The sequence below is a fragment of the Streptomyces sp. NPDC058326 genome (assembly GCF_042879855.1).
Lineage (GTDB): Bacteria > Actinomycetota > Actinomycetes > Streptomycetales > Streptomycetaceae > Streptomyces.
Genome location: NZ_JBHVZO010000011.1, coordinates 151,081 through 171,994, shown reverse-complemented (window position 1 = coordinate 171,994; position 20,914 = coordinate 151,081). Strand labels below are relative to the sequence as shown.

General features: G+C 72.9%; 16 protein-coding genes. 10 read left to right on the top strand and 6 right to left on the bottom strand.

Features of this window, described 5'->3' with window-relative positions; genetic code table 11:
• Window positions 1–2 precede the first annotated feature (2 nt).
• Together ACFVYX_RS21460 and ACFVYX_RS21455 are read right to left on the bottom strand one after the other, a co-directional pair.
• Window positions 3–2,090 carry a YhgE/Pip family protein gene (locus ACFVYX_RS21460; RefSeq protein ID WP_389683003.1) on the bottom strand — a complete coding sequence of 696 codons (2,088 nt, stop codon included), beginning with the start codon at window positions 2,088–2,090 and terminating at the stop codon, window positions 3–5.
• Window positions 2,062–2,988: an ATP-binding cassette domain-containing protein gene (locus ACFVYX_RS21455; RefSeq protein WP_389683002.1), complete on the bottom strand. Its 927-nt coding sequence runs from the start codon at window positions 2,986–2,988 to the stop codon at window positions 2,062–2,064. Before ACFVYX_RS21455 ends, ACFVYX_RS21460 begins: the two co-directional genes overlap by 29 nt.
• Before the next feature lie 163 nt (window positions 2,989–3,151).
• Between ACFVYX_RS21455 and ACFVYX_RS21450 the strand changes: the two genes are divergently transcribed.
• The 3 genes from ACFVYX_RS21450 to ACFVYX_RS21440 all read left to right on the top strand — a co-directional run bounded on the left by ACFVYX_RS21450 (window position 3,152) and on the right by ACFVYX_RS21440 (window position 5,271).
• Window positions 3,152–3,724 carry an SAV_6107 family HEPN domain-containing protein gene (locus tag ACFVYX_RS21450; protein ID WP_389683001.1) on the top strand — a complete coding sequence of 191 codons (573 nt, stop codon included), beginning with the start codon at window positions 3,152–3,154 and terminating at the stop codon, window positions 3,722–3,724.
• Between the two features lie 67 nt (window positions 3,725–3,791).
• Complete coding sequence (locus ACFVYX_RS21445) at window positions 3,792–4,580, top strand: class I SAM-dependent methyltransferase (protein ID WP_389683000.1); 789 nt, start codon at window positions 3,792–3,794, stop codon at window positions 4,578–4,580.
• A 271-nt stretch (window positions 4,581–4,851) separates the two neighbouring features.
• Window positions 4,852–5,271 carry a DUF3040 domain-containing protein gene (locus ACFVYX_RS21440; RefSeq protein WP_389682999.1) on the top strand — a complete coding sequence of 140 codons (420 nt, stop codon included), beginning with the start codon at window positions 4,852–4,854 and terminating at the stop codon, window positions 5,269–5,271.
• Window positions 5,272–5,697: 426 nt separating this feature from the next.
• On the opposite strand, the gene ACFVYX_RS21435 is transcribed toward ACFVYX_RS21440, so the two are convergent.
• The 4 genes from ACFVYX_RS21435 to ACFVYX_RS21420 all read right to left on the bottom strand — a co-directional run bounded on the left by ACFVYX_RS21435 (window position 5,698) and on the right by ACFVYX_RS21420 (window position 11,209).
• A complete protein-coding gene (locus tag ACFVYX_RS21435; RefSeq protein ID WP_389682998.1) occupies window positions 5,698–8,124 on the bottom strand; it encodes a DUF3488 and DUF4129 domain-containing transglutaminase family protein in 2,427 nt (808 codons plus the stop codon).
• Entirely contained in the window at window positions 8,121–9,476 is a 1,356-nt protein-coding gene (locus ACFVYX_RS21430) for a DUF58 domain-containing protein (RefSeq protein ID WP_389682997.1), read from the bottom strand. Before ACFVYX_RS21430 ends, ACFVYX_RS21435 begins: the two co-directional genes overlap by 4 nt.
• Window positions 9,476–10,492 (bottom strand): AAA family ATPase, encoded by a 1,017-nt coding sequence (locus ACFVYX_RS21425; RefSeq protein WP_389682996.1) that lies wholly within the window; start codon window positions 10,490–10,492, stop codon window positions 9,476–9,478. The genes ACFVYX_RS21430 and ACFVYX_RS21425 overlap by 1 nt, the downstream gene beginning before the upstream one ends.
• A 144-nt stretch (window positions 10,493–10,636) precedes the next feature.
• Window positions 10,637–11,209 (bottom strand): beta-class carbonic anhydrase, encoded by a 573-nt coding sequence (locus ACFVYX_RS21420; RefSeq protein WP_389682995.1) that lies wholly within the window; start codon window positions 11,207–11,209, stop codon window positions 10,637–10,639.
• Between the two features lie 327 nt (window positions 11,210–11,536).
• Between ACFVYX_RS21420 and rsmH the strand changes: the two genes are divergently transcribed.
• Genes rsmH through murD form a run of 7 tightly spaced genes read left to right on the top strand, consistent with a single transcriptional unit; the run spans window position 11,537 to window position 20,887 of the window.
• Complete coding sequence (rsmH, locus tag ACFVYX_RS21415; RefSeq protein WP_389682993.1) at window positions 11,537–12,493, top strand: 16S rRNA (cytosine(1402)-N(4))-methyltransferase RsmH; 957 nt, start codon at window positions 11,537–11,539, stop codon at window positions 12,491–12,493.
• Window positions 12,490–13,275, top strand: coding sequence for a hypothetical protein (locus ACFVYX_RS21410; RefSeq protein ID WP_389682992.1), 786 nt, complete (start codon window positions 12,490–12,492; stop codon window positions 13,273–13,275). The genes rsmH and ACFVYX_RS21410 overlap by 4 nt, the downstream gene beginning before the upstream one ends.
• 7 nt (window positions 13,276–13,282) lie before the next feature.
• The gene (locus ACFVYX_RS21405; RefSeq protein ID WP_389682991.1) at window positions 13,283–15,262 is read left to right on the top strand and encodes a peptidoglycan D,D-transpeptidase FtsI family protein; all 1,980 of its coding nucleotides are present in this window, start codon (window positions 13,283–13,285) and stop codon (window positions 15,260–15,262) included.
• 16 nt (window positions 15,263–15,278) lie between these two features.
• A complete protein-coding gene (locus tag ACFVYX_RS21400; protein WP_389682990.1) occupies window positions 15,279–16,970 on the top strand; it encodes a UDP-N-acetylmuramoyl-L-alanyl-D-glutamate--2,6-diaminopimelate ligase in 1,692 nt (563 codons plus the stop codon).
• Window positions 16,971–16,974: 4 nt separating this feature from the next.
• Window positions 16,975–18,399: a UDP-N-acetylmuramoyl-tripeptide--D-alanyl-D-alanine ligase gene (gene murF / locus ACFVYX_RS21395; protein ID WP_389682989.1), complete on the top strand. Its 1,425-nt coding sequence runs from the start codon at window positions 16,975–16,977 to the stop codon at window positions 18,397–18,399.
• Window positions 18,396–19,466, top strand: a complete 1,071-nt coding sequence (gene mraY / locus ACFVYX_RS21390; RefSeq protein ID WP_389682988.1) for a phospho-N-acetylmuramoyl-pentapeptide-transferase — start codon at window positions 18,396–18,398, stop codon at window positions 19,464–19,466. Before murF ends, mraY begins: the two co-directional genes overlap by 4 nt.
• Window positions 19,448–20,887, top strand: coding sequence for a UDP-N-acetylmuramoyl-L-alanine--D-glutamate ligase (gene murD / locus ACFVYX_RS21385; protein ID WP_389682987.1), 1,440 nt, complete (start codon window positions 19,448–19,450; stop codon window positions 20,885–20,887). The genes mraY and murD overlap by 19 nt, the downstream gene beginning before the upstream one ends.
• Window positions 20,888–20,914 lie beyond the last annotated feature (27 nt).

The window sequence follows — 20,914 nt, the reverse complement described above, 5'->3', positions numbered from 1 at the left end:
TCTCACAGGGTCAGTTCGGGGTGAAGCCGGTCGAGCGTCCAGACCTGCCGCTTGCGGGCCGAGACGGCGGTCAGGGCCAGGGCGCCCACGGTGAACGCGGCCAGGACCACGCAGGCCTGCCAGACGGGCCCGGTCCCGCCGCCCGTGATCAGCCGGCGCAGCGCCTCGACCACGTAGGTCATCGGCAGGAAGGGGTGGACGGCGTTGAAGAAGCCCGGACTGGTCTGGACGGGGTACGTGCCGCCCGCCGAGGTCAGCTGGAGCATCAGGACCGCGAGGACCAGGATCCGGCCGGCCGCGCCGAAGCGGGCGTTGAGCCACTGGATGATCGCCGCGAAGCAGCAGGTCACCAGGGCGAGGAAGCCGACGGTTCCGGCCGCCCTGGCCATCTGGAGGCCGAGACCCCAGTGCAGGACCGACATGAGGGCCGCGACCTGGAGGATGCCGATCGCCGCGACCGGGAACCAGCCCGCGAGCGCGATCCGCCAGGCGGAGGCGCCGGCGGCGAGGGCGCGCCGGTTCATCGGCTGGATGATCATGTAGGCGACCATCGCGCCGACCCAGAGGGAGAGCGGGATGAAGTACGGGGCGAAACCGGTGCCGTAGTTCGGCGCCTTGTGCAGGGACTGGGAGGCCAGCTGGACGGGGTCCGCCATGACCTCCGTGCGCCGGTCGCGGTCCTGCTTGTCGTAGTCCGGGATCTGCTCCACGCCGTCGTGCAGCCCGCCGGCCAGCTCGCCGGAGCCGTCGGCCAGCTTGAACAGACCGCCGTCGAGGTCCCCCGCGCCCTTCTTGAGCTTGCCGACGCCGGTGTCGAGGCTGACGGAACCGGTCTTGGCCTCCGTGATGCCCGTGTGGAGCCTGTCGGCGCCCGCCGCGACCTTCTTCGCACCCGTGTTGAGCTCGTTGATCTTCCGGATGGCGTCCTCGACGTCCTCGTCGAGGTGCGGGGCGCGGGCGGCCAGCTCGTCGGCCTGCTTCGTGAGCTTGGCGAGCCGCGCGTCCAGGACCTTCAGGTCGCCGGTGCTGCCCTTCGTGAGCTCGTGCACGTCGTCCGCGATCGTCGCCACGTCGTCGGCGGTGACCGAGGCCTTCTTGAGCCTCTCGCAGATCCGGACGTCGGCCGCGGGCTTCGGCTCGCACTCCTCCCGGTGGATCGCGGCCAGCTCGTCGTCGGCCGTATGCGCGGCGGTACGGAGCAGCGGGGCGCGCCTGACCAGGTCGGCGAGGTTGTTGCGGGCGGCGGTGGCGGAGTCGGAGACGAGACGGGCGGTGTCGCGGATCGACGTGCCGTTGTTCGCCAGGTAGGGGCGGACCTTGTCGGCGGTGCCGTTCACCTTGTCGGCGAGCGACTGGGTGCCGTTCGCGACCTTGCGGGAGCCGCTCTCCAGGTCCCTGGCGCCCTTGTCGAGCTTCTTCAGACCCGCGGCCAGGTCGCCGCTGCCCGTCTTGGCGGTCGTGAGACCGTCCGCCAGGTCCTTGGAGCCCTTCTTCGCCCTGTCCACGCCCTGCTTGAGGTCGTCGGCGCCCTTGGCGGCCTTCGCCGTGGCGTCGTGGATGTCGGAGAAGGAGATGAAGATCTTGTCGAGGAACGACCGCGAGGACGTGGTGGAGGCCGCGGTGCGCACCTCGGAGAAGACCGTCCGGGAGATCTGGCCCACGATGTAGTTGTTGGCGTCGTTCGTCCGCACCCGCAGGGCGCCGGTCTCGGGGGAGTCCCCGGAACTGGAGGCGATCCGCGAGCTGAAGTCGCCGGGCATGGTCAGGGACAGGTAGTACCTGCCTTCCTCGACGCCCTCGCGCGCCTCGGCGTCGCTCACCCGGTGCCACGCGAAGGTGTTGCTCTCCAGGAGCCCCTCGGTGATGTCGTCGCCGGCGTTGATCCGCTTGCCGTCGGCGGTGGCCCCCCGGTCCTCGTTGACGAGGGCCACGGGGATCTTGTCGAGCCTGCTGTACGGGTCCCAGAACGAGTACAGGTACAGGGCGCCGTACAGCAGGGGCAGCAGCAGGATCGCGACGAGCGCGGCGCGCGGCAGCTTCCCCCTGCCGAAGCGCTTCAGCTCAAGCGCGGCCAGTTTCGGCGAGCGCATCGGCCGCCCCCTCCTCGGTCGTGTGGTCGGCGGTGTTCTCGGCGTTCTCGGTGTTCTCGGTGCTTCTGACGGGCTCGGCGTCCGGTTCGGACTCCCCGGCCTCCGGTTCGGCGGCCTCGGCTTCGGCGGCCTCCGGTCCGGCGGCCTCCGGTTCGGTCTTCCCGCTGGGGGCCTCCGGCTCCGCCGCGTCCGGGAGCGTGGTGATCCGCAGGGCGTCCTCGGGGGCCTCGCTGCAGACGGCGAGTACGGTCGTCCCGGAAGCGGCCAGCGTCCGCAGCAGCGACCAGGCCTCGGTCCGGTCGGCGTCCGAGAGCTTCAGGTCCGTGTCGTCGACGGCGAGCAGCCGGGGGCGGCCGATCAGGGCCAGGGCGATCGTGAGCCGCAGCGCCTCGAGCCGCTCCAGATCCCGTACGGAGGTCCGCTCGCCCTTCGGCAGGGCGGAGAGGTCGAGCCCCGCGGCCGTCACGGCCTCCTCGATCCGGGCCCGGGTCGCCGCCGCCCGTTCGGCCGGGCGCCGCAGGAGGGCCCGGAAGGAACCGTCGTAACGGCGTTGGAGCAGGGCCCGCTCGCCCAGGTGCTCGGCGACCGTGAAGGCGGGGTCCAGCTCGCTGACGCCGGGCACCTGTCCGAGGGCGGTGATCCGGCGGACCGCGGCCATCTTCCGGGGCAGGGGCAGGCCGCCCACCTCGGCGGTGCCCTCCTTGGCCTTCATCCGGCCGGTGAGCGCGAGCAGCAGACACGTCCGGCCCGAGCCCGAAGGCCCCTCGATCGCCACCAGCGAACCGGGCGCGGCCCGGAAGGAGACCCCCCGGAAGGCCCAGCCGCGCGGTCCCTTCAGTCCGAAGCCGTCCGCGACGACGGCGGCGCCGTCCGGCCGCCCGTCCTCTTGCGCCTCCACGGACCCACCCCCTGTTCCCGTTTTTGAACTGACTAGTCAGTGCAAAAACTACCCGTGTCCTGGATTTCAGGCAAAAGGCCAGGTCAGCCGCGTTGTCAGTGGGGGCGGGCACGATGGACGCATACGGCCACAGTGCCGTCACGCGACGACAGGAGGACTCGTCATGGCAAGCCCTTCCGCAGCAGCCGCGCCCCGCCGCCACGCCGGAGGCCGTACCGCCCCCGCGCGGTCCGGACCCGTGCCCGCCCAGACCGGACCCTTCCCGGCCCGATCCGGACCCGCCTCCGGCACCCACCCCGTCCCGCGCCCCGCCGCCGTCCCGCCCGCCGCCCTCGACCTCCTGGCCAAGGCCCGCACCGGCCTGGCCGAGGCCACGGCCCTCGACCGCCCCCACGAGCGGTACGCCGTGGCCCACCTCGCCGCTCTCCGGGCCGCCGCCGCCGTCCTCGCCGCCCGCGCCAGGCCGGCGACCGGGCCCCGCCGCCGGCAGCGGATACGGAGCGCCTGGGAGCTCCTCGCCGAGCTGGCCCCCGAGCTCACCGAGTGGAGCGCCCTCTTCGCCTCCGGCGCCGAGCGCCGGGCCCGCGCCGAAGCGGGCATCACGAGCGCGGCGACCCGGCGCGAGGCCGACGACCTGATCAGGGACGCCGCCGCCTTCCTGCGTCTGGTCGAGCGGCTGCTCGCCCTCCGGCCGGTCCCGCCCCGCGGGCCGGGGACGGGTGAGGCCGGAGGATGATCCGAAAGGCGGGACCTAGGCCATAGGGTGGGGAGCGTCCGTACCCGTCACCGAGGAGTCAACAGCCGTGCCGGACCCTTCCCCCGCCTTCGGCCGAGAGGCGTCGTCGCGCCCGTCGCGCGCCTCCCTGCGTACCGCCGTCGTCTGGGACGTCCTCAAAGAGGCCCTCGACCGCCGGGTCGAGGCCACCGGCAAGGACAGCCTCGACGTCCTCGACACGGGCGGCGGCTCCGGCAACTTCGCGGTGCCGGTCGCCCGCCTCGGCCATCGCGTCACCGTCGTGGACCCCAGCCCCAACGCGCTCTTCGCGCTGGAGCGCCGGGCCGCCGAGGCCGACGTCGCCGACCTGGTGACCGGCGTCCAGGGCGACATCAGCGGCCTCTTCGACGTGGTCGGGCGCGAGAGCTATGACGCGGTGCTCTGCCACGGCGTCCTGGAGTACGTCGACGACCCCGCCGAGGGCGTACGGAACGCGGTCGCCGCGCTCCGGCCCGCCGGCAGCCTCAGCCTGCTCGCCGCCGGACTCGGCGGGGCCGTCCTCGCCCGCGCCCTCGCCGGGCACTTCACCGAGGCCCGGCACGCGCTCACCGACCCGGCGGGCCGCTGGGGCACGGGCGACCCCGTACCCCGGCGCTTCACCGCCGAACAGCTCGCCGAGCTCGCCGAAGGCGCCGGACTCGCGGTCGGCGCCGTGCACGGCGTCCGGGTCTTCGCCGACCTCGTCCCCGGCGTCCTCGTCGACACGGAGCCCGGCGCGGCGGAGGCCCTGCTCAAGCTGGAAGCGGCCGCCGCCGAGCTGCCCTCCTTCCACGCGATCGCCACGCAGCTGCACGTGCTGGGCGAGAAGCGGGCCTGAGCGGGACGGCACCCGTTCAGCGGTGCGGATGGCGGCACTCCATGGAGTACGCCACAGCCGGCCCGGTAACGGGCTCCGCCCCGTATGATCGGGGGACAGCATCCGGCATGACGGACGAGGGGCTGGGGAATCAACGCCTCAGCAACCGATCCGCATGGCGGCCCGGATTGGCTATTCGGCATTGAGGGCGGGTTTCACGGGGGCGATTCCCTGCCTATCCTGAAAGGGCCGCCAACCGGTCGCCCCCGCGACCGACGACTAGGAGGACTCCGTGCCGCTCTCGGAGCACGAGCAGCGAATGCTCGAGCAGATGGAGCGAGCGCTGTACGCCGAAGATCCCAAGTTCGCGACAGCGCTCGAGGGAAGCGGACTGCGTACGTACACCCGGCGACGGGTCTACCAGGCAGTCGCCGGCTTCCTGGTGGGTATCGCGCTCCTCATGACCGGAATGGTCTTCCAAGAGGACGGCCTGATCTGGATCAGCGTGGTGGGATTCCTCGTCATGCTGGGCTGCGCGGTCCTGGCCGTCACCGGATGGCGCAAGGCGCCGAAACCGGGTGAGCAGCAGGCGGCCGGGGGTGGGACGGCGGCAGGTGGCCGTCAGACCCGGCAGCAGCGACGCTCCATGATGAACCGGATCGAAGAGCGGTGGCAGCGCCGCCGCGACGAGCAGCAGGGCGGCGGCCACTGACGGCGGCCGAGCGGTAGCCCCGCGCCCTACGTGACCGAGCCCCGCAGAACGCGCCTCCGCGCACCCTGCGGGGCTCGGTCGTGCGCGCGCCGCCGCCTGCCGCCCCGCGTTGTGGGCAGTTCCGCTGGGGCGGGCCCCCACCCATGCTGGCCCCCGCCGCCCCGCGTTGTGGGCATCTGTTCCGCTGGGGCGGAACGGGTGGGCACAACGGACGGCGCCCTTTGCCGGGCCTAGGCTTCCGCGCCTGAACCCGCACCCTTTGTGCGCCGCACAAGTCAGTGGCGGGTCCAGGCACAAGGGCGGAGGCGCCCGCCGAAGGGCGCCGTCCCGTGTGCCCACCCGTCCCGCCCCGGCGGGACGATTGCCCACACGGGGGTGGGCGACGGGGCCGGAGCCGGTAGGTGGGCCCGCAGGCTGGGGCCCCCGTCAGCCCGTGTTCGGTGTCGTGCGGCGGAGGCGGGTCGTTGCTCGGGTCAGGAGGGCGCGGCGGCGGAGCGACCAGTTCGTCGATGTCTCCGACCAGCGCGCCGACGCCGCCCAGCGGAGGCGGGCCGCCGAGCGTGGGGCCAGGGTCGCCCTGAGCCGGGTGCGGCGGTCGGCCGAGGCGTGGAACCCCGTCCTGACCCGGGCGGCCTCGTCCGCGAGGCCCGCGGCCGGCCGCGGGTGAGGCGCGTACAGCACCTCCTCCACCGCCCGCGCCACCCGGTGCACCGCGTCCGCCGCCTCGCCCCGCAGCTCGCCCAGCCGGACGATCCGGGCCGCCGCCTTCCTCGGTGACAGCGACTCGTCGGGCTCGACCCCGTAGTCCCAGGCGGTGTCGTTGATCTCCCGCCAGACCGTGAGCGTCCGCGCCGCCGTCTCCCGGGGGCCGCGGGCCCCGTCCGAGCCGAGCCGCCGGGCCCGTACCCGGGTCCGCCAGAGGAGAGGCAGGAAGGGAAGGGCGAGCACGACCAGGGCGCCGAGGGTCAGGAGGACCACCGTCAGGGGGTCGGGACCCGAGCCGCCCGTCTCCGCACCGGCCACCGCGGCGTCCGGGCCGCAGTCACCGAGCCTCCGCATCTGCGGGGTGCAGCTCTCCGAGGCGCTCGGCGCGGCGGACGGCTGTGCCGAGGCGCTCTGCTGGGGCTGTGCGGGACCGGTGGCCGTACCGGAGGGCGTGTTGTCCCGGGTGTACGCGGGGGTGGAGCCCCGCGAGGGGGTCGGTTCGAACCGTGTCCACCCCGCACCCTCGAAGTACAGCTCGGGCCAGGCGTGGGCGTCCCGGATGCCGACCGAGACCGATCCGTCGGTCTGCGTCGTGCCCGGCATGAAGCCCACGGCGACGCGGGCGGGGATGCCGAGCGAGCGGGCCATCGCCGCCATGGAGAAGGAGAAGTGGACGCAGAAGCCCTGCTTGTCCTTCAGGAACCGGGAGATCGCCTGGACCCCGGTGCCGGACTCCACCTCGACGTCGTAGCGGAAGCCGCCGTCCCGGGCGAACCAGTTCTGGAGCTTCACCGCCTGCTCGTAGTCGCTGCGCGCGCCCTGGGTGATCCGCAGCGCGGTCGCCCTGACGTCGTCCGGGAGCGAGGCGGGGACCTTGGTGTACTCGCGGCGCAGCTTCTCCGGGGCGGGCCCGGACGCGGCCAGCTGGTCCGAGGTGGGCCGTACGTCCAGGCTGCTGACCTGGTAGCGGGCGCCGCGGGTGGTCTGCTTGTCGTCGCCGACGAGCATCCGGCCGGCGGGCTCGTACCGCCAGCGGCCGTCGATGTCGACGCGGCCGGCCGGGTACGGCATGGGCAGCCACTTCTGCTCGTAGCCGTCGGAGGCGACGAAGTTGCTGGTCACCTCGTCGATCTGGACGTCCTGCGAGAGCCCCTGCGGCCAGGGCAGCTGCCTGGGCACGTCCTCGATGGGGCGGACCGAGGACTTCCACGAGGTGCCGTCGAACTGGTCGAGCGCGACGAGCCGCAGGTACAGACCGGAGGTGTCGCGGGCGTTGGTCCGGTAGCGCAGGACCTCCCGGTCCTCCTGCTGGCGGAGATTGTCCTGGAGGGAGACCAGCGGGTTCACGGCCGAGATGGTGCCGCCCTTGCCGGTGCCCCCGGTGCCCTCGTCGGCGCCGCCGCCGAGCAGCCCGCCGGTGAAGCCGGGCAGCGCGAGCGGAACGACCAGGGCGACGCCCATGGCCACGGCGCCGATCCGGCGTCCCGTGCGGGCCGGGGCGAAGGTGGGGCCGCCGCTTCCGACGGGTGTGCCGGGCCGGCCGGAGCGTTGGGCGCCGCCGAAGACCCGCCCCCACTGGGAGAGCCGGTCGCGGCCCTCCGCGAGGAGCAGCAGCAGATAGCCGGAGGCCGCGAGGAGGAACCAGAGCCAGCCCGCGCCGCCGCCGGAGAGCCCGGCCGCCACCGAGTACAGGGCGAGCAGCGGAAGACCGGCCGGGGCCGCCTTGCGGAAGCTGACCGCGAGGGTGTCCACGATCAGGCCGATCGCGACGACGCCGCCGACCAGCATGAGCCGGATGCCCTCGGTGTCCGGCGCGGGGATCGCGTACCGGCCGACGTCCTCGGCGCCCGCCCCGAACAGGTCGGCGGCGTGCGCGAAGGCCTGCGGGCCGGGGAGGAACCAGAGGATCGCCTGCTCGCGGGCGAAGATCACGGTCAGGGCGACCAGCGCGACGGCGACCTGCGCGAGCAGGGTCAGCGGCCGGGCGAGGGGCGCCCGTCTGGCCAGCGCGCCCACCCCGCTCACCAGGGCGAGGACGAACGCCGCCGTGAAGATCCAGGTCGCCGGCTTCACGAGGGGGAGCAGTGCTCCGGCCCCCATCAGGGTGGCGCCCCAGGCGGCCAGGGTCAGCCGTGCGCGCCCGCTCATGACCATCCTCCGTAGGTGTCGGCGGCGCCGGACTCCGCGCGGACTCCGGCCGCCTGCTGCCACAGGTCGGCGAGGTGCGCCCCGGGCGGTACGGCCAGCGCCGTCCAGCCCGCCTCGCGCAGCTGTCGTACCCGGTCGTCGACGGCGCCGGCGACCGAACCGCCGGTCAGCCAGGAGCCGGAGTCCAGGACGAAGGCGACGGCCGCGCCCGCGCGGCCGCGCATCCGGGCGGTGAGCGCCGCCTGCTCCTCGTCGAGGTTGCCGAGGAAGGCGATGAGCAGTCCTTCGTCACCGCCGCGGAGCACGTCGGAGGCGCGGGAGAGTCCGCCGCCCTCGGAGTGGTCGACGACGGCGAGGGTGTCCATCATCAGGCCGGCGGACTCGGCCGAGTCCTGTGCCGAGCCGGCGAAGCCCTCGGCGCCCTCGCCGGGCACCGTGCTCCCGGTGTCGGTCACGAGCCGGACGGCGTAGCCGCGCTCCAGCATGTGCACCAGGGAGGAGGCGGCGCCCGAGACCGCCCATTCGAAGGCGGAGTCCGGGCCGGAGCCCTGGTAGGCGACCCGGCGGGTGTCGAGGAGGACGGTGCAGCGGGCCCGCTGCGGCTGCTCCTCGCGACGGACCATCAGCTCGCCGTAGCGGGCGGTGGAGCGCCAGTGCACCCGGCGCAGGTCGTCGCCGTGGCGGTAGGCGCGCGGGATGATGTCGTCATCTCCGGCGAGGGCCAGTGAGCGCTGCCGTCCGTCGCCGTACCCGGAGGCCTCGCCGACGAGCTTCACCGGCGGCAGGACCTCGGTCCTCGGGATGACGGTGAGGGTGTCGTAGGCGCTGAACGAGCGGGTCAGCTCGCACATCCCGAAGGGGTCGTTGAGCCGCAGCTGGAGCGGACCGAGCGGGAAGCGGCCCCGCAGGTCGGAGCGGACCCGGTAGGACACCTCGCGCCGTCCGCCCGCCTCGACCCGGTCGAGGACGAAGCGGGGGCGGGGCCCCAGCATGTACGGCACGTGGTCCTGGAGCATGAGCAGCCCGGTCGGCAGCTTGGAGACGTTCTCCATCCGCAGCTGGACCCGCGCCTCGGTGCCGGCGGCCACCCGCTGGGGGGTGAGCCGGCGGGAGGCCGCGACCCGGTAGCGGGTGCGGTGCAGCACGAGGACGCAGATCACCGGCAGCGTGGCGAGCAGGAGCCCGACGCGCAGCAGGTCGGCCTGGCCGAGGACGTACGCGCAGACGGCGGCGGCCACCCCGGCGGCGAGGAAGGAGCGGCCACGGGTGGTGAGACCACCGAAGGCGGCCCGCAGACCGCCCCGGTCGTCCTCGTCGTCCCGCTGTCCGTCCGGCACGGCAGCGCCTCCCATCACAGCCGCCGGGCGCCGGGCTGCTGGCCGTAGAGCGGTCCGGCGGGCGGGGCCGCGGCCGGGACGGGGGTGCGCTGCAGGATGTCCTGGACGACCTGCTCGGCGGTACGGCGGTTCAGCTGGGCCTGCGCCGTCGGCAGCAGCCGGTGGGCGAGGACGGGCGCGGCGAGGGCCTGGAGGTCGTCGGGGAGCACGTACTCGCGGCCGCTGAGCGCGGCGGAGGCCTTGGCGGCCCGCAGCAGGTGGAGCGTGGCCCGCGGGGAGGCGCCGAGCCGCAGGTCGGCGTGGGTGCGGGTGGCGGAGACGATGTCGACCGCGTACCGGCGTACGGCGTCGGCGACGTGGACCGCGCGCACCGCCTCGATCAGCTTCAGGATGTCGTGGGCGTGCGCGACCGGCTGGAGGTCGTCGAGCGGGGAGACCGAGCCGTGCACGTCGAGCATCTGGAGCTCGGCCTCGGGGCTCGGGTAGCCGATGGAGACCCGGGCCATGAAGCGGTCGCGCTGGGCCTCGGGCAGCGGGTAGGTGCCCTCCATCTCGACCGGGTTCTGCGTGGCGACGACCATGAACGGGCTGGGCAGCTCGTAGGTCTGGCCGTCGACGGTGACCTGGCGTTCCTCCATGGACTCCAGGAGCGCGGACTGCGTCTTCGGCGAGGCGCGGTTGATCTCGTCGCCGATCACGATCTGCGCGAAGATCGCGCCCGGCTTGAACTCGAAGTCACGCCGCTGCTGGTCGAAGATCGACACGCCGGTGACGTCCGAGGGCAGCAGGTCGGGCGTGAACTGGATGCGGCGCACCGAGCAGTCGATGGACCGGGCCAGCGTCTTGGCCAGCATGGTCTTGCCGACGCCGGGGACATCCTCGATGAGGAGGTGCCCCTCGGCGAGCAGCACGGTCAGCGAAAGCCGTACGACCTCGGGCTTGCCCTCGATCACACTCTCCACCGACCTGCGGACACGCTCCACAGTGGTGGTCAGATCAGCGAGGCTCGCTCGATCGTCATAGGTCGTCACCCGGCCCTCCTCGGCCTTCCGGAACAGGGACACCTGCCCCCGGTGGGAACGTCGGGGGGTGTCACCCGAGCATTCTTGTTCGCACGGCCGGGTCGTGTCACTCGCCGATGGACAAGTGCGAGGGAAATGCCGGGGTTTGGGTGTTTACGCCGGGTGGGCGGGATCGGTCGTCGGCCCGTCCGACGGGTCGATCTCGCGCAGCAGGCCCGTCGTCACGTCGAACACGAAGCCGCGGATGTCGTCGGCGTGCAGCAGGAAGGGGGAGGTCCGCACCCGCTGCATCGACTGCCGGACGTCCTGGTCGACGTCGCGGAAGGACTCGACCGCCCAGGCCGGCCGCTGGCCGACCTCCATCTCCAGCTCGTGCCGGAACTCCTCGGTGAGGGACTCCAGGCCGCAGCCGGTGTGGTGGATCAGCACCACGCTGCGGGTGCCGAGGGCCCGCTGGCTGATGGTGAGCGAGCGGATCACGTCGTCGGTGACCACGCCGCCCGCGTTGCGGATGGTGTGGCAGTCGCCGAGTTCGAGGCCGAGGGCCGCGTGGAGGTCGAGACGGGCGTCCATGCAGGCGACGACGGCGACGCGAAGCACGGGGCGCGCGTCCATTCCGGGGTCGGTGAAATCGGCGGCGTAGCGTGCGTTCGCCTCGACGAGACGGTCGGTGACCGTGCTGCTGGCGTGCATGACGTCGGCGGATGTGTGCGCGGAGGTCGACATGAATCCGACGTTAATGGTCACAGGCCTCCCAGGCCCGCTGTGAGAGGGGACAAAGAACGCCATAGAGCCTTGTTGTGAGCTAACCCACAGGCCTCGGCGGCAAGGCCCCGAAGAGGTGCGCCGTCCGGAATGTCCGGCCCGCGTCCCGGTGCCGTGCGACGCGCCAGCCGGTTGATTGACCGGCGGGTCCCGTGGACTAAAGTGACGCGAAGTTCACGGAGACAACGAGCGATTTTCCGCGGTTTCTCCCCCGTGTGTGCGGCGGTACCTACGGCTCGGCCTCCTCCCGCTCGCCCCGTACCTCCGCGCCGGATCTGAGAGGGCGCATTGAGCAACGACCGACACGTCCCGGTCATGCTCCAGCGGTGCCTGGACATGTTGGCCCCTGCCCTGGAGCGCCCCGGCGCGGTCGTCGTCGACTGCACCCTGGGCCTCGGCGGCCACAGCGAGGCACTCCTGAAGCGGTTCCCCGAGGCGCGGCTCGTCGCCCTCGACCGGGACAAGGAGGCCCTGCGGCTGTCCGGCGAACGGCTCGCCCCGTACGGGGAGCGCGCCACCCTCGTCCACGCCGTCTACGACGAGCTGCCCGAGGTCCTCGACCGGCTCGGCCTCCCCACGGTCGACGGCATCCTCTTCGACCTGGGCGTCTCCTCCATGCAGCTGGACGAGGCCGACCGCGGCTTCGCCTACGCCCAGGACGCCCCGCTCGACATGCGCATGGACCAGACGACCGGCATCAGCGCGGCCGAGGTCCTCAACACCTACCCGCCGGGCGAACTGGTCCGCATCCTCCGCGCGTACGGCGAGGAGAAGCAGGCCAAGCGGATCGTCTCCGCGATCGTGCGCGAGCGCGAGAAGGAGCCGTTCAGCAACAGCGCCCGGCTCGTCGAGCTCATCCGCGACTCCCTGCCGCAGGCCGCCAAGCGGACCGGCGGCAACCCGGCCAAGCGCACCTTCCAGGCCCTGCGCATCGAGGTCAACGGCGAGCTGACCGTCCTGGAGCGGGCGATCCCGGCGGCCGTGAAGGCCCTCGGCGTCGGCGGCCGCATCGCCGTCCTCTCGTACCACTCCCTGGAGGACCGGCTGGTCAAGCAGGTCTTCGCGGCCGGGGCCGCGACCACCGCCCCGCCCGGCCTGCCGGTCGTCCCGGAGAAGTACCAGCCCCGCCTGAAGCTGCTCACCCGTGGCGCCGAGCTGCCCACCGAGGAGGAGGTCGCCGAGAACCGGCGCGCCGCCCCGGCCCGGCTCAGGGGCGCCGAACGGATCCGGGAAGACGTGCTGTGAGCACGGCGAAGGGGCCGCTCAAAGGGCGGGCCGCGCGGCTCGGACGGCTCATGCCGTCGGGGCCGAGCTCGGCCGCCCGCACCCCCTTCGTCCTGCTTGTCGTGGTGCTGCTCGGCGGTGGCCTCATCAGCCTGCTCCTGCTGAACTCGGCCCTCAACCAGGGCTCCTTCCAGCTCAACGAGCTCAAGGACAGGACGACCGAGCTCACCGACGAGGAGCAGGCGCTCCAGCGGGACGTCGACGACTACGCGGCCCCCGACGCCCTCGAACGGCGGGCCCGCGAGCTCGGCATGGTCCCGGGCGGCAGCCCCGCCTTCCTGGGGCCCGACGGCAAGGTGCTCGGCGTGCCCTCGGTCGCGGTGGCGCCGAAGCCGAGCCCGACGCCCAGCGCGGAGCCGCCGCCGCCCGCCACCACGGACTCCCCGGCGCCCCCGACGAACACCGGCACCCCGGGGGGTACCGCGGCCGCGGGCACCAGCACGTCGACGGACGCCGACGCCCGTACGTCCGGCGACACCGCGCACCCCGCCGGTGCCGCCACCGCGAGCACCGTCGGCGCTCCCACCGCCGGCACGAGCACAGCTCCGGCCGTGAGCACCGGCATCGACCCCACCAGCACAGCTCCGGCCATGAACACCGGCACCGACCCCACCAGCACAGCTCCGGCCATGAACACCGGCACCGACCCCACCAGCACAGCCTCCACCGGTCCGGGCCTCTCCGGCACCGGCCAGGCACGGACAGAGCCCGCAGCCGAACCGACACAACCCTCCGGCAGGTGACCGAGCAGTGCCCCCCAAGGAGCCCCCGCGCCGCCGAGTCCCCGGCCCCGCGCGGCCCGCGCGCCCCCGGCCCGCCTCCGCCGGAGGCCGCCCGTCCCGTCCCTCCCCGCGCCCGGCCGCGAAGCGGACCGCCCCCCGGCCCCCGGCCCGGCGGCCCCGCACCATCCGGCTCGGCAGTCCGCGGCCCCGGCTGCGTCTGGTCTCCCTCGGTCTGACCCTCGTCATGCTGGTCTTCGTGGTGCGGCTGCTGCAGGTCCAGGCCGTCGACGCCGACGCGTACGCAGCGAAGGCCGACAAGTACCGCTTCCAGGAGTACACGCTCTCCGCCGAGCGGGGCGAGATCACCGACCGCAACGGCATCGCGCTCGCGGCCAGCGTCGACGCGTACGACATCACGGCCGACCCCAAGCTCTTCACCCGCGAGGAGTCGAAGGTCCCCGACGCGCCGGAGCAGGCCGCCGCCCTCCTCGCACCGCTCCTCGGCAAGGAGCCCGCGGAGCTCGCCAAGAAGCTCCGTACCCCCAAGTCGCGCTACACCCTGCTCGCCCGCAAGCAGACCCCGCAGGTCTGGAACCAGATCAAGGACCTCCGGAAGGTCTACGGGCAGAAGGCCCAGGCCGCCGGCGGCAACGGCGTCAACCTTCTCGGCGGCATCCTCAGCGAGCCCAGCACCAAGCGCGTCTACCCGAACGGCGAACTCGCCGCCGGGATACTGGGATACGTCAACGCCGAGGGCCGCGGCGCCGGCGGCGTGGAGTCCATGCTCGACCCGGAACTCGCCGGCAAGGACGGCAAGATCCGCTTCACCCAGTCGGGCGGCCGACAGGTGCCGACCGCGGGCTCCCAGGGCACCCCCGCCGTTCCGGGCTCCGACATCGAGCTGACCATCGACCGGGACATCCAGTGGGCCGCCCAGCAGGCCATCACCGAACAGGTGGCGAAGTCCAGGGCCGACCGGGGCTATGTGATCGTGCAGGACACCAGGACCGGCGAGGTCCTCGCCATGGCCAACGCCCCCGGCTTCGACCCCAACGACCTCTCCGCCGCCAACGCCGCCTCCATGGGCAACGCGTCCCTCCAGGACGCCTACGAGCCCGGCTCCACCAGCAAGGTCATGTCCATGGCCGCCGTCCTGGAGGAGGGCAAGGCGACGCCCGACACCCATGTCACCGTCCCCAACCGGCTCCACCGCGGCGACCGGCTCTTCAAGGACGACATCGACCACAAGACCTGGTACCTGACCCTCAACGGCGTCCTCGCCAAGTCCAGCAACATCGGCACCATCCTCGCCACCGGCCGGCTCGGCGCCACCCAGGCCGAGTCCAACCGGGTCCTCCACACCTATCTGCGCAAGTTCGGCATCGGCAGCCCCACCGGCCTCGGCTACCCGGGCGAGACCGCCGGCATCCTCGCCAAGCCCCAGGACTGGTCCACCTCGCAGCAGTACACGATCCCCTTCGGCCAGGGCCTCTCCGTCAACGCCATGCAGGCCGCCTCCGTGTACTCGACCATCGCCAACGGCGGCGTACGCGTCGAGCCGACCCTCGTCCGCGGCACCAAGGGCCCCGACGGGCGCTTCGCCCCCGCCCCCGCGCCCGAGGAGTCCCGGGTCATCAGCGAGAAGACCGCCAAGACCCTCGCGCAGATGCTGGAGTCCGTCGTCGACGACAGGGGGGAGGGCACCGGCACCAGGGCCGCGATCCCCGGCTACCGCGTCGCGGGCAAGACCGGCACCGCCAACCGGGTCGACCCCGAACTCGGCCGCTACAAGGGCTACACGGCCTCCTTCGCCGGTTTCGCCCCCGCCGACGAGCCGCGGATCACCGTCTACTGCGCCATCCAGAACCCCACCAAGGGCAGCTACTTCGGCGGCCAGATCTGCGGACCCATCTACAAGAAGGTCATGGAGTTCGCCCTGAAGACCCTGCACATCGCCCCCACGGGCAGCGACCCGGCCCGACTGCCGGTCTTCGCCCCCACCCCGTGACACTCCGGGAGCACCAGTGACAACGATCACCCCCGATTCCGCGAACCGGAAATCGAACTCCGGCGAGGCCCCGGGCCATTTTGGCCCCTCACAGGGTGAGCCCGGTACGCTCACCGCCGTGCCACACGCTGATCAGTACCGAACCTCCCCGCCCCGCCCGGAGCAGGGCCGCCCGACACCCCTGGGCGACCTGGCCGCGCAGCTCGGGGTCGACGCCCCCCGGACCGCCGAGATCTCGGGCATCACCCATGACTCGCGGGCCGTGCGTCCCGGCGACGTGTACGCGGCCCTGCCCGGCGCCCGCGCCCACGGCGCCGACTTCGTCGCCCAGGCCGCCGGACTCGGGGCCGCCGCGATCCTCACCGACCCGGCGGGCGCCGAGCGCGCCGCCGCGACCGGACTGCCGGTCCTGGTCGTGGAGAACCCGCGCGGCCGGATGGGCGAACTCGCCGCCGAGATCTACGGACGGCCCGGGGACGGCCTCCTCCAGATCGGCATCACCGGCACCTCCGGCAAGACCACCACCGCCTACCTCGTCGAGGGCGGACTGCGCGGCTCCGGACACAGCACCGGACTCGTCGGCACCGTGGAGATGCGGATCGGCGACGAGCGCATCAAGTCGGAGCGGACCACCCCCGAGGCCACCGACCTCCAGGCGCTGTTCGCCGTCATGCGCGAGCGCGGCGTCGACGCGGTCGCCATGGAGGTCTCCAGCCACGCCCTCGTGCTCGGCCGGGTCGACGGCTGCGTCTTCGACGTCGCCGTCTTCAACAACCTCAGCCCGGAGCACATGGAGTTCCACTCCGACATGGACGACTACTACCGGGCGAAGGCAGGTCTCTTCACGCCCGAGCGCAGCCGTCTGGGCGTGGTCAACCTCGACGACGCGTACGGCCGCAGGCTCGTGACGGAGGCCACCGTCCCGGTCGTCACCTTCTCCGCCGAGGGCCGCGCCGACGCCGACTGGCGCGCCGAGGACCTCGTCCTCGGCTCCCACGACTCGACGTTCACCGCCGTCGGCCCCGGGGGCGAGCGGATCCCCGCCACCGCCCCGCTGCCCGGCCCGTTCAACGTCGCCAACACCCTCGCCGCCATCGCCACCCTCGCCGCCGCGGGCATCGACCCCAAGAGTGCCGCCGAGGGCGTCGCCGCCGTCCCCGGCGTACCGGGCCGCCTGGAGCGGGTCGACGCCGGCCAGCCGTACCTCGCCGTCGTCGACTACGCGCACAAGACGGACGCCGTCGAATCCGTCCTGCGCTCCCTGCGCGAGGTCACCGAGGGCCGGCTGCACGTGGTCATCGGCTGCGGCGGCGACCGGGACACCACCAAGCGCGGCCCGATGGGCGCCGCCACGGCCAGACTCGCCGACACCGCCGTCCTGACCTCCGACAACCCCCGCTCCGAGGACCCGCTCGTGATCCTCACCGCCATGCTCGCGGGCGCCGCGGACGTACCGGCGGGGGAGCGGGGCGCCGTCCTGGTCGAACCCGACCGGGCGGCGGCCATCGCGGCCGCCGTCGCCCGCGCCCGGCCCGGGGACACCGTCCTGGTCGCCGGCAAGGGCCACGAGCAGGGCCAGGAGATCGCCGGAGTCGTCCGCCCCTTCGACGACCGCGAGGTCCTGCGCGCGGCGATCCTCGAACGAAACGCCCCGGCCGCCCCTTCGGGCAGCCGAGCCGAAGCCAGCCACCAGAACAGTCAGGGATGAAGCAGTGATCGCCCTCTCCCTCGCCGAGATCGCCGAAATCGTCGGCGGGCAGGCGCACGACATACCGGATCCGGCCGCCCGGATCACCGGGCCCGTCGTCATCGACTCCCGCGAGGTGCGGGCCGGCAGTCTCTTCGCGGCCTTCGCCGGTGAGCACGTCGACGGCCACGACTACGCGGAACGCGCCGTCGCCGCGGGCGCGGTGGCGGTGCTCGCCGCCCGCCCCGTCGGCGTCCCCGCCCTCGTCGTCGACGACGTCCAGACCGCGCTCGGGGCCCTCGCCCGGGCGGTCGTCGAACGGCTCGGCACCGATGTCGTCGCCCTCACCGGCTCGGCGGGCAAGACCTCCACCAAGGACCTGATCGCCCAGGTCCTCGACCGGCACGCACCCACGGTGTGGACGCCCGGCTCGCTCAACAACGAGATCGGCCTGCCGCTGACCGCGCTCCGCGCGAGCGACGAGACCCGGCACCTGGTCCTGGAGATGGGCGCCCGCGGCATCGGGCACATCCGCTACCTCACCGGCCTCACCCCGCCGCGCATCGGCCTCGTCCTCAACGTGGGCACCGCCCACATCGGCGAGTTCGGCGGCCGGGAGCAGATCGCCGTGGCCAAGGGCGAGCTCGTCGAGGCGCTGCCCCCGGCCGAGGAGGGCGGAGTCGCGGTCCTCAACGCCGACGATCCGCTCGTCCGCGCGATGGCGAGCCGCACCAAGGCCCGCGTGACCCTGTTCGGCGAAGCGGACGAAGCGGCCGTACGGGCCGAGAACGTCCACCTCACCGAGTCCGGACGGCCCTCTTTCCGGCTTCACACACCCACCGGGTGCAGCGACGTGACCTTGCGCCTGTACGGTGAGCACCACGTGTCGAACGCGCTCGCAGCGGCCGCCGTCGCGCACGAGCTGGGCATGCCTGTCGAGGAGATCGCCACCGCGCTCTCCGAGGCCGGCACCCTGTCGCGCTGGCGCATGGAGGTCACCGAGCGTCCGGACGGCGTGACGATCGTCAACGACGCCTACAACGCGAACCCCGAGTCCATGCGAGCCGCCCTGCGCGCGCTCGCGGCCATGGGCAGGGCCGCACAGGCCCGAGGGGCTCGTACGTGGGCGGTGCTCGGCAAGATGGCCGAGCTCGGTGACGCATCGCTCGTCGAGCACGACGCGGTCGGACGGCTCGCCGTCCGGCTCAACGTCAGCAAGCTCGTCGCGGTCGGGGACAGGGAAGCGTCCTGGCTGCAACTGGGCGCATATAACGAGGGTTCGTGGGGTGAGGAGTCGGTGCACGTGTCCGACGCGCAGGCGGCTGTCGACCTGTTGCGCAGTGAGCTGCGCCCGGGGGACGTCGTCCTTGTGAAGGCTTCCAGGTCGGTCGGTCTCGAACAGGTCGCCCTGGCTCTCCTCGACACCGAGGGCGAGGTCACCGGCCGATGAGGCAGATCCTCTTCGCGGGGGCCATCGGGCTCTTCCTGACCCTGATCGGTACGCCGCTGCTGATCAAGCTGCTCGCCCGCAAGGGATACGGGCAGTTCATCCGCGACGACGGCCCGCGCGGCCACGCCGGGAAGAAGGGCACGCCCACCATGGGCGGCATCTCCTTCATCCTGGCCACGCTCATCGCGTACGCCCTGGCCAAGGTCATCACCGGCGAGCCCCTCTCGTACTCCGGGGTGCTGGTCCTCTTCCTGATGGCCGGCATGGGCCTGGTCGGCTTCCTCGACGACTACATCAAGATCGTCAAGCAGCGGTCGCTCGGCCTGCGGGCCAAGGCGAAGATGGCCGGCCAGCTGATCGTGGGCATCGCCTTCGCGGTGCTCGCGCTCCAGTTCTCCGACGCGCGCGGTCTCGCCCCGGCCTCCATGAAGCTCTCCTTCATCACGGACTTCGGCTGGACCATCGGTCCGGTGCTCTTCGTGGTCTGGGCGCTCTTCATGATCCTGGCCATGTCCAACGGCGTGAACCTGACGGACGGTCTGGACGGCCTGGCCACCGGCGCTTCGGTGATGGTCTTCGGCGCGTACACGTTCATCGGGCTCTGGCAGTTCCAGGAGTCCTGTGCGAACGCCATGACCCTCACCAACCCCAACGCCTGCTTCGAGGTCCGTGACCCGCTCGACCTCGCGGTCGTCGCCTCCGCGCTGATGGGCTCCTGCTTCGGCTTCCTGTGGTGGAACACCTCACCCGCCAAGATCTTCATGGGTGACACCGGCTCGCTCGCCCTCGGCGGCGCCCTCGCCGGTCTCGCCATCTGCTCCCGTACGGAGCTTCTCCTCGCGCTGCTCGGCGGCCTGTTCGTCCTGATCACGATGTCCGTGGTCATCCAGGTCGGCTCCTTCAAGATGACCGGCAAGCGCGTCTTCCGGATGGCACCCCTCCAGCACCACTTCGAACTCAAGGGGTGGTCCGAGGTCCTTGTCGTCGTCCGGTTCTGGATCATCCAGGGCATGTGCGTGATCGTGGGCCTGGGCCTCTTCTACGCGGGATGGGCATCGGCGAAGTGACAGAACAGCTCGACTGGAACGGCAAGCACGTCACCGTCGCGGGGCTCGGGGTGTCCGGCATCCCGGCCGCCCGCGTCCTGCACGGGCTCGGGGCACGCGTCACCGTCGTCAACGACGGCGACGACGAGCGCTCCCGGGCCCAGGCCGCCGCCCTTGAGGCGGAGGGGATCACGGTCCGCCTCGGCGACGGGGCGACCCTGCCGTCCGGCACCGAGCTGATCGTCACCACCCCCGGCTGGCGCCCCGACAAGCCGCTCTTCACGGCCGCCGCGGAGGCGGGCGTGGAGATCTGGGGCGACGTCGAACTCGCCTGGCGCCTCAGGGGCCCCGGAGCGGCCCCCTGGCTCGCGGTCACCGGCACCAACGGCAAGACCACGACCGTACGGATGCTCGCCTCGATCCTGGAGGCGGCCGGGCTGCGGACCGCCGCCGTCGGCAACATCGGCGTCTCGCTCCTCGACGCCGTCCTCGGCGACGAGACGTACGACGTGCTCGCCGTCGAGCTCTCCAGCTACCAGCTGCACTGGGCGCCGTCCGTCCGCGTCCACTCGGCCGCCGTCCTCAACCTGGCCCCCGACCACCTCGACTGGCACGGCTCCATGGAGGCGTACGCCGCCGACAAGGGCCGGATCTACGAGGGCAACCAGGTCGCCTGCGTCTACAACGTCGCCGACAGGACGACCGAGGACCTGGTCCGCGAGGCCGACGTCGAGGAGGGCTGCCGTGCCATCGGCTTCACCCTCGGCACCCCCGGCCCCTCCGAACTCGGTGTCGTCGAGGGCATCCTCGTCGACCGGGCCTTCGTGGAGAACCGGCAGAAGAACGCCCAGGAGCTCGCCGAGGTCGCCGACGTCCAGCCGCCGGCCCCGCACAACATCGCCAACGCGCTCGCCGCCGCCGCCCTCGCCCGCGCCTTCGGCGTCGACGCGAAGGCCGTACGGGACGGGCTGAGGGCCTTCCGGCCCGACCCGCACCGCATCGAGCTGGTCGAGGAGGTCCAGGGAGTCACGTACGTCGACGACTCCAAGGCCACCAACACCCACGCCGCGGAGGCGTCGTTGGCCGCCTACGACCCGATCGTCTGGGTCGCCGGCGGACTCGCCAAGGGCGCCACCTTCGACGAGCTCGTCAGCAAGTCGGCGAAGCGCTTGCGCGGGGCCGTCCTGATCGGCGCCGACCGCGCCCTGATCCGCGAAGCCCTGGCGCGACACGCCCCGGAAGTACCGGTGGTGGACCTCGACCGGACCGACACTGGGGCGATGTCCGAGGCGGTCCGCGAGGCGGCTCGTCTCGCCCGCCCGGGGGACACGGTGCTCCTCGCCCCGGCCTGCGCCTCGATGGACATGTTCACCAACTACAACAAGCGCGGCGAGGCCTTCGCGGACGCGGTCCGCGCCCTCGCCGCCACCGGGGACGCCTGACCCGCCCAGTGGGTCCGGCGGGACCGG

Coding starts and splice junctions, on each gene's coding strand:
- ACFVYX_RS21460 (WP_389683003.1), bottom strand. CDS start 2,090: ATGCGCTCGCCGAAACTGGCCGCGCTTGAGCTGAAGCGCTTCGGCAGG.
- ACFVYX_RS21450 (WP_389683001.1), top strand. CDS start 3,152: ATGGCAAGCCCTTCCGCAGCAGCCGCGCCCCGCCGCCACGCCGGAGGC.
- ACFVYX_RS21435 (WP_389682998.1), bottom strand. CDS start 8,124: ATGAGCGGGCGCGCACGGCTGACCCTGGCCGCCTGGGGCGCCACCCTG.
- ACFVYX_RS21430 (WP_389682997.1), bottom strand. CDS start 9,476: ATGGGAGGCGCTGCCGTGCCGGACGGACAGCGGGACGACGAGGACGAC.
- ACFVYX_RS21420 (WP_389682995.1), bottom strand. CDS start 11,209: ATGTCGACCTCCGCGCACACATCCGCCGACGTCATGCACGCCAGCAGC.
- mraY (WP_389682988.1), top strand. CDS start 18,396: ATGAGGCAGATCCTCTTCGCGGGGGCCATCGGGCTCTTCCTGACCCTG.
- murD (WP_389682987.1), top strand. CDS start 19,448: ATGGGCATCGGCGAAGTGACAGAACAGCTCGACTGGAACGGCAAGCAC.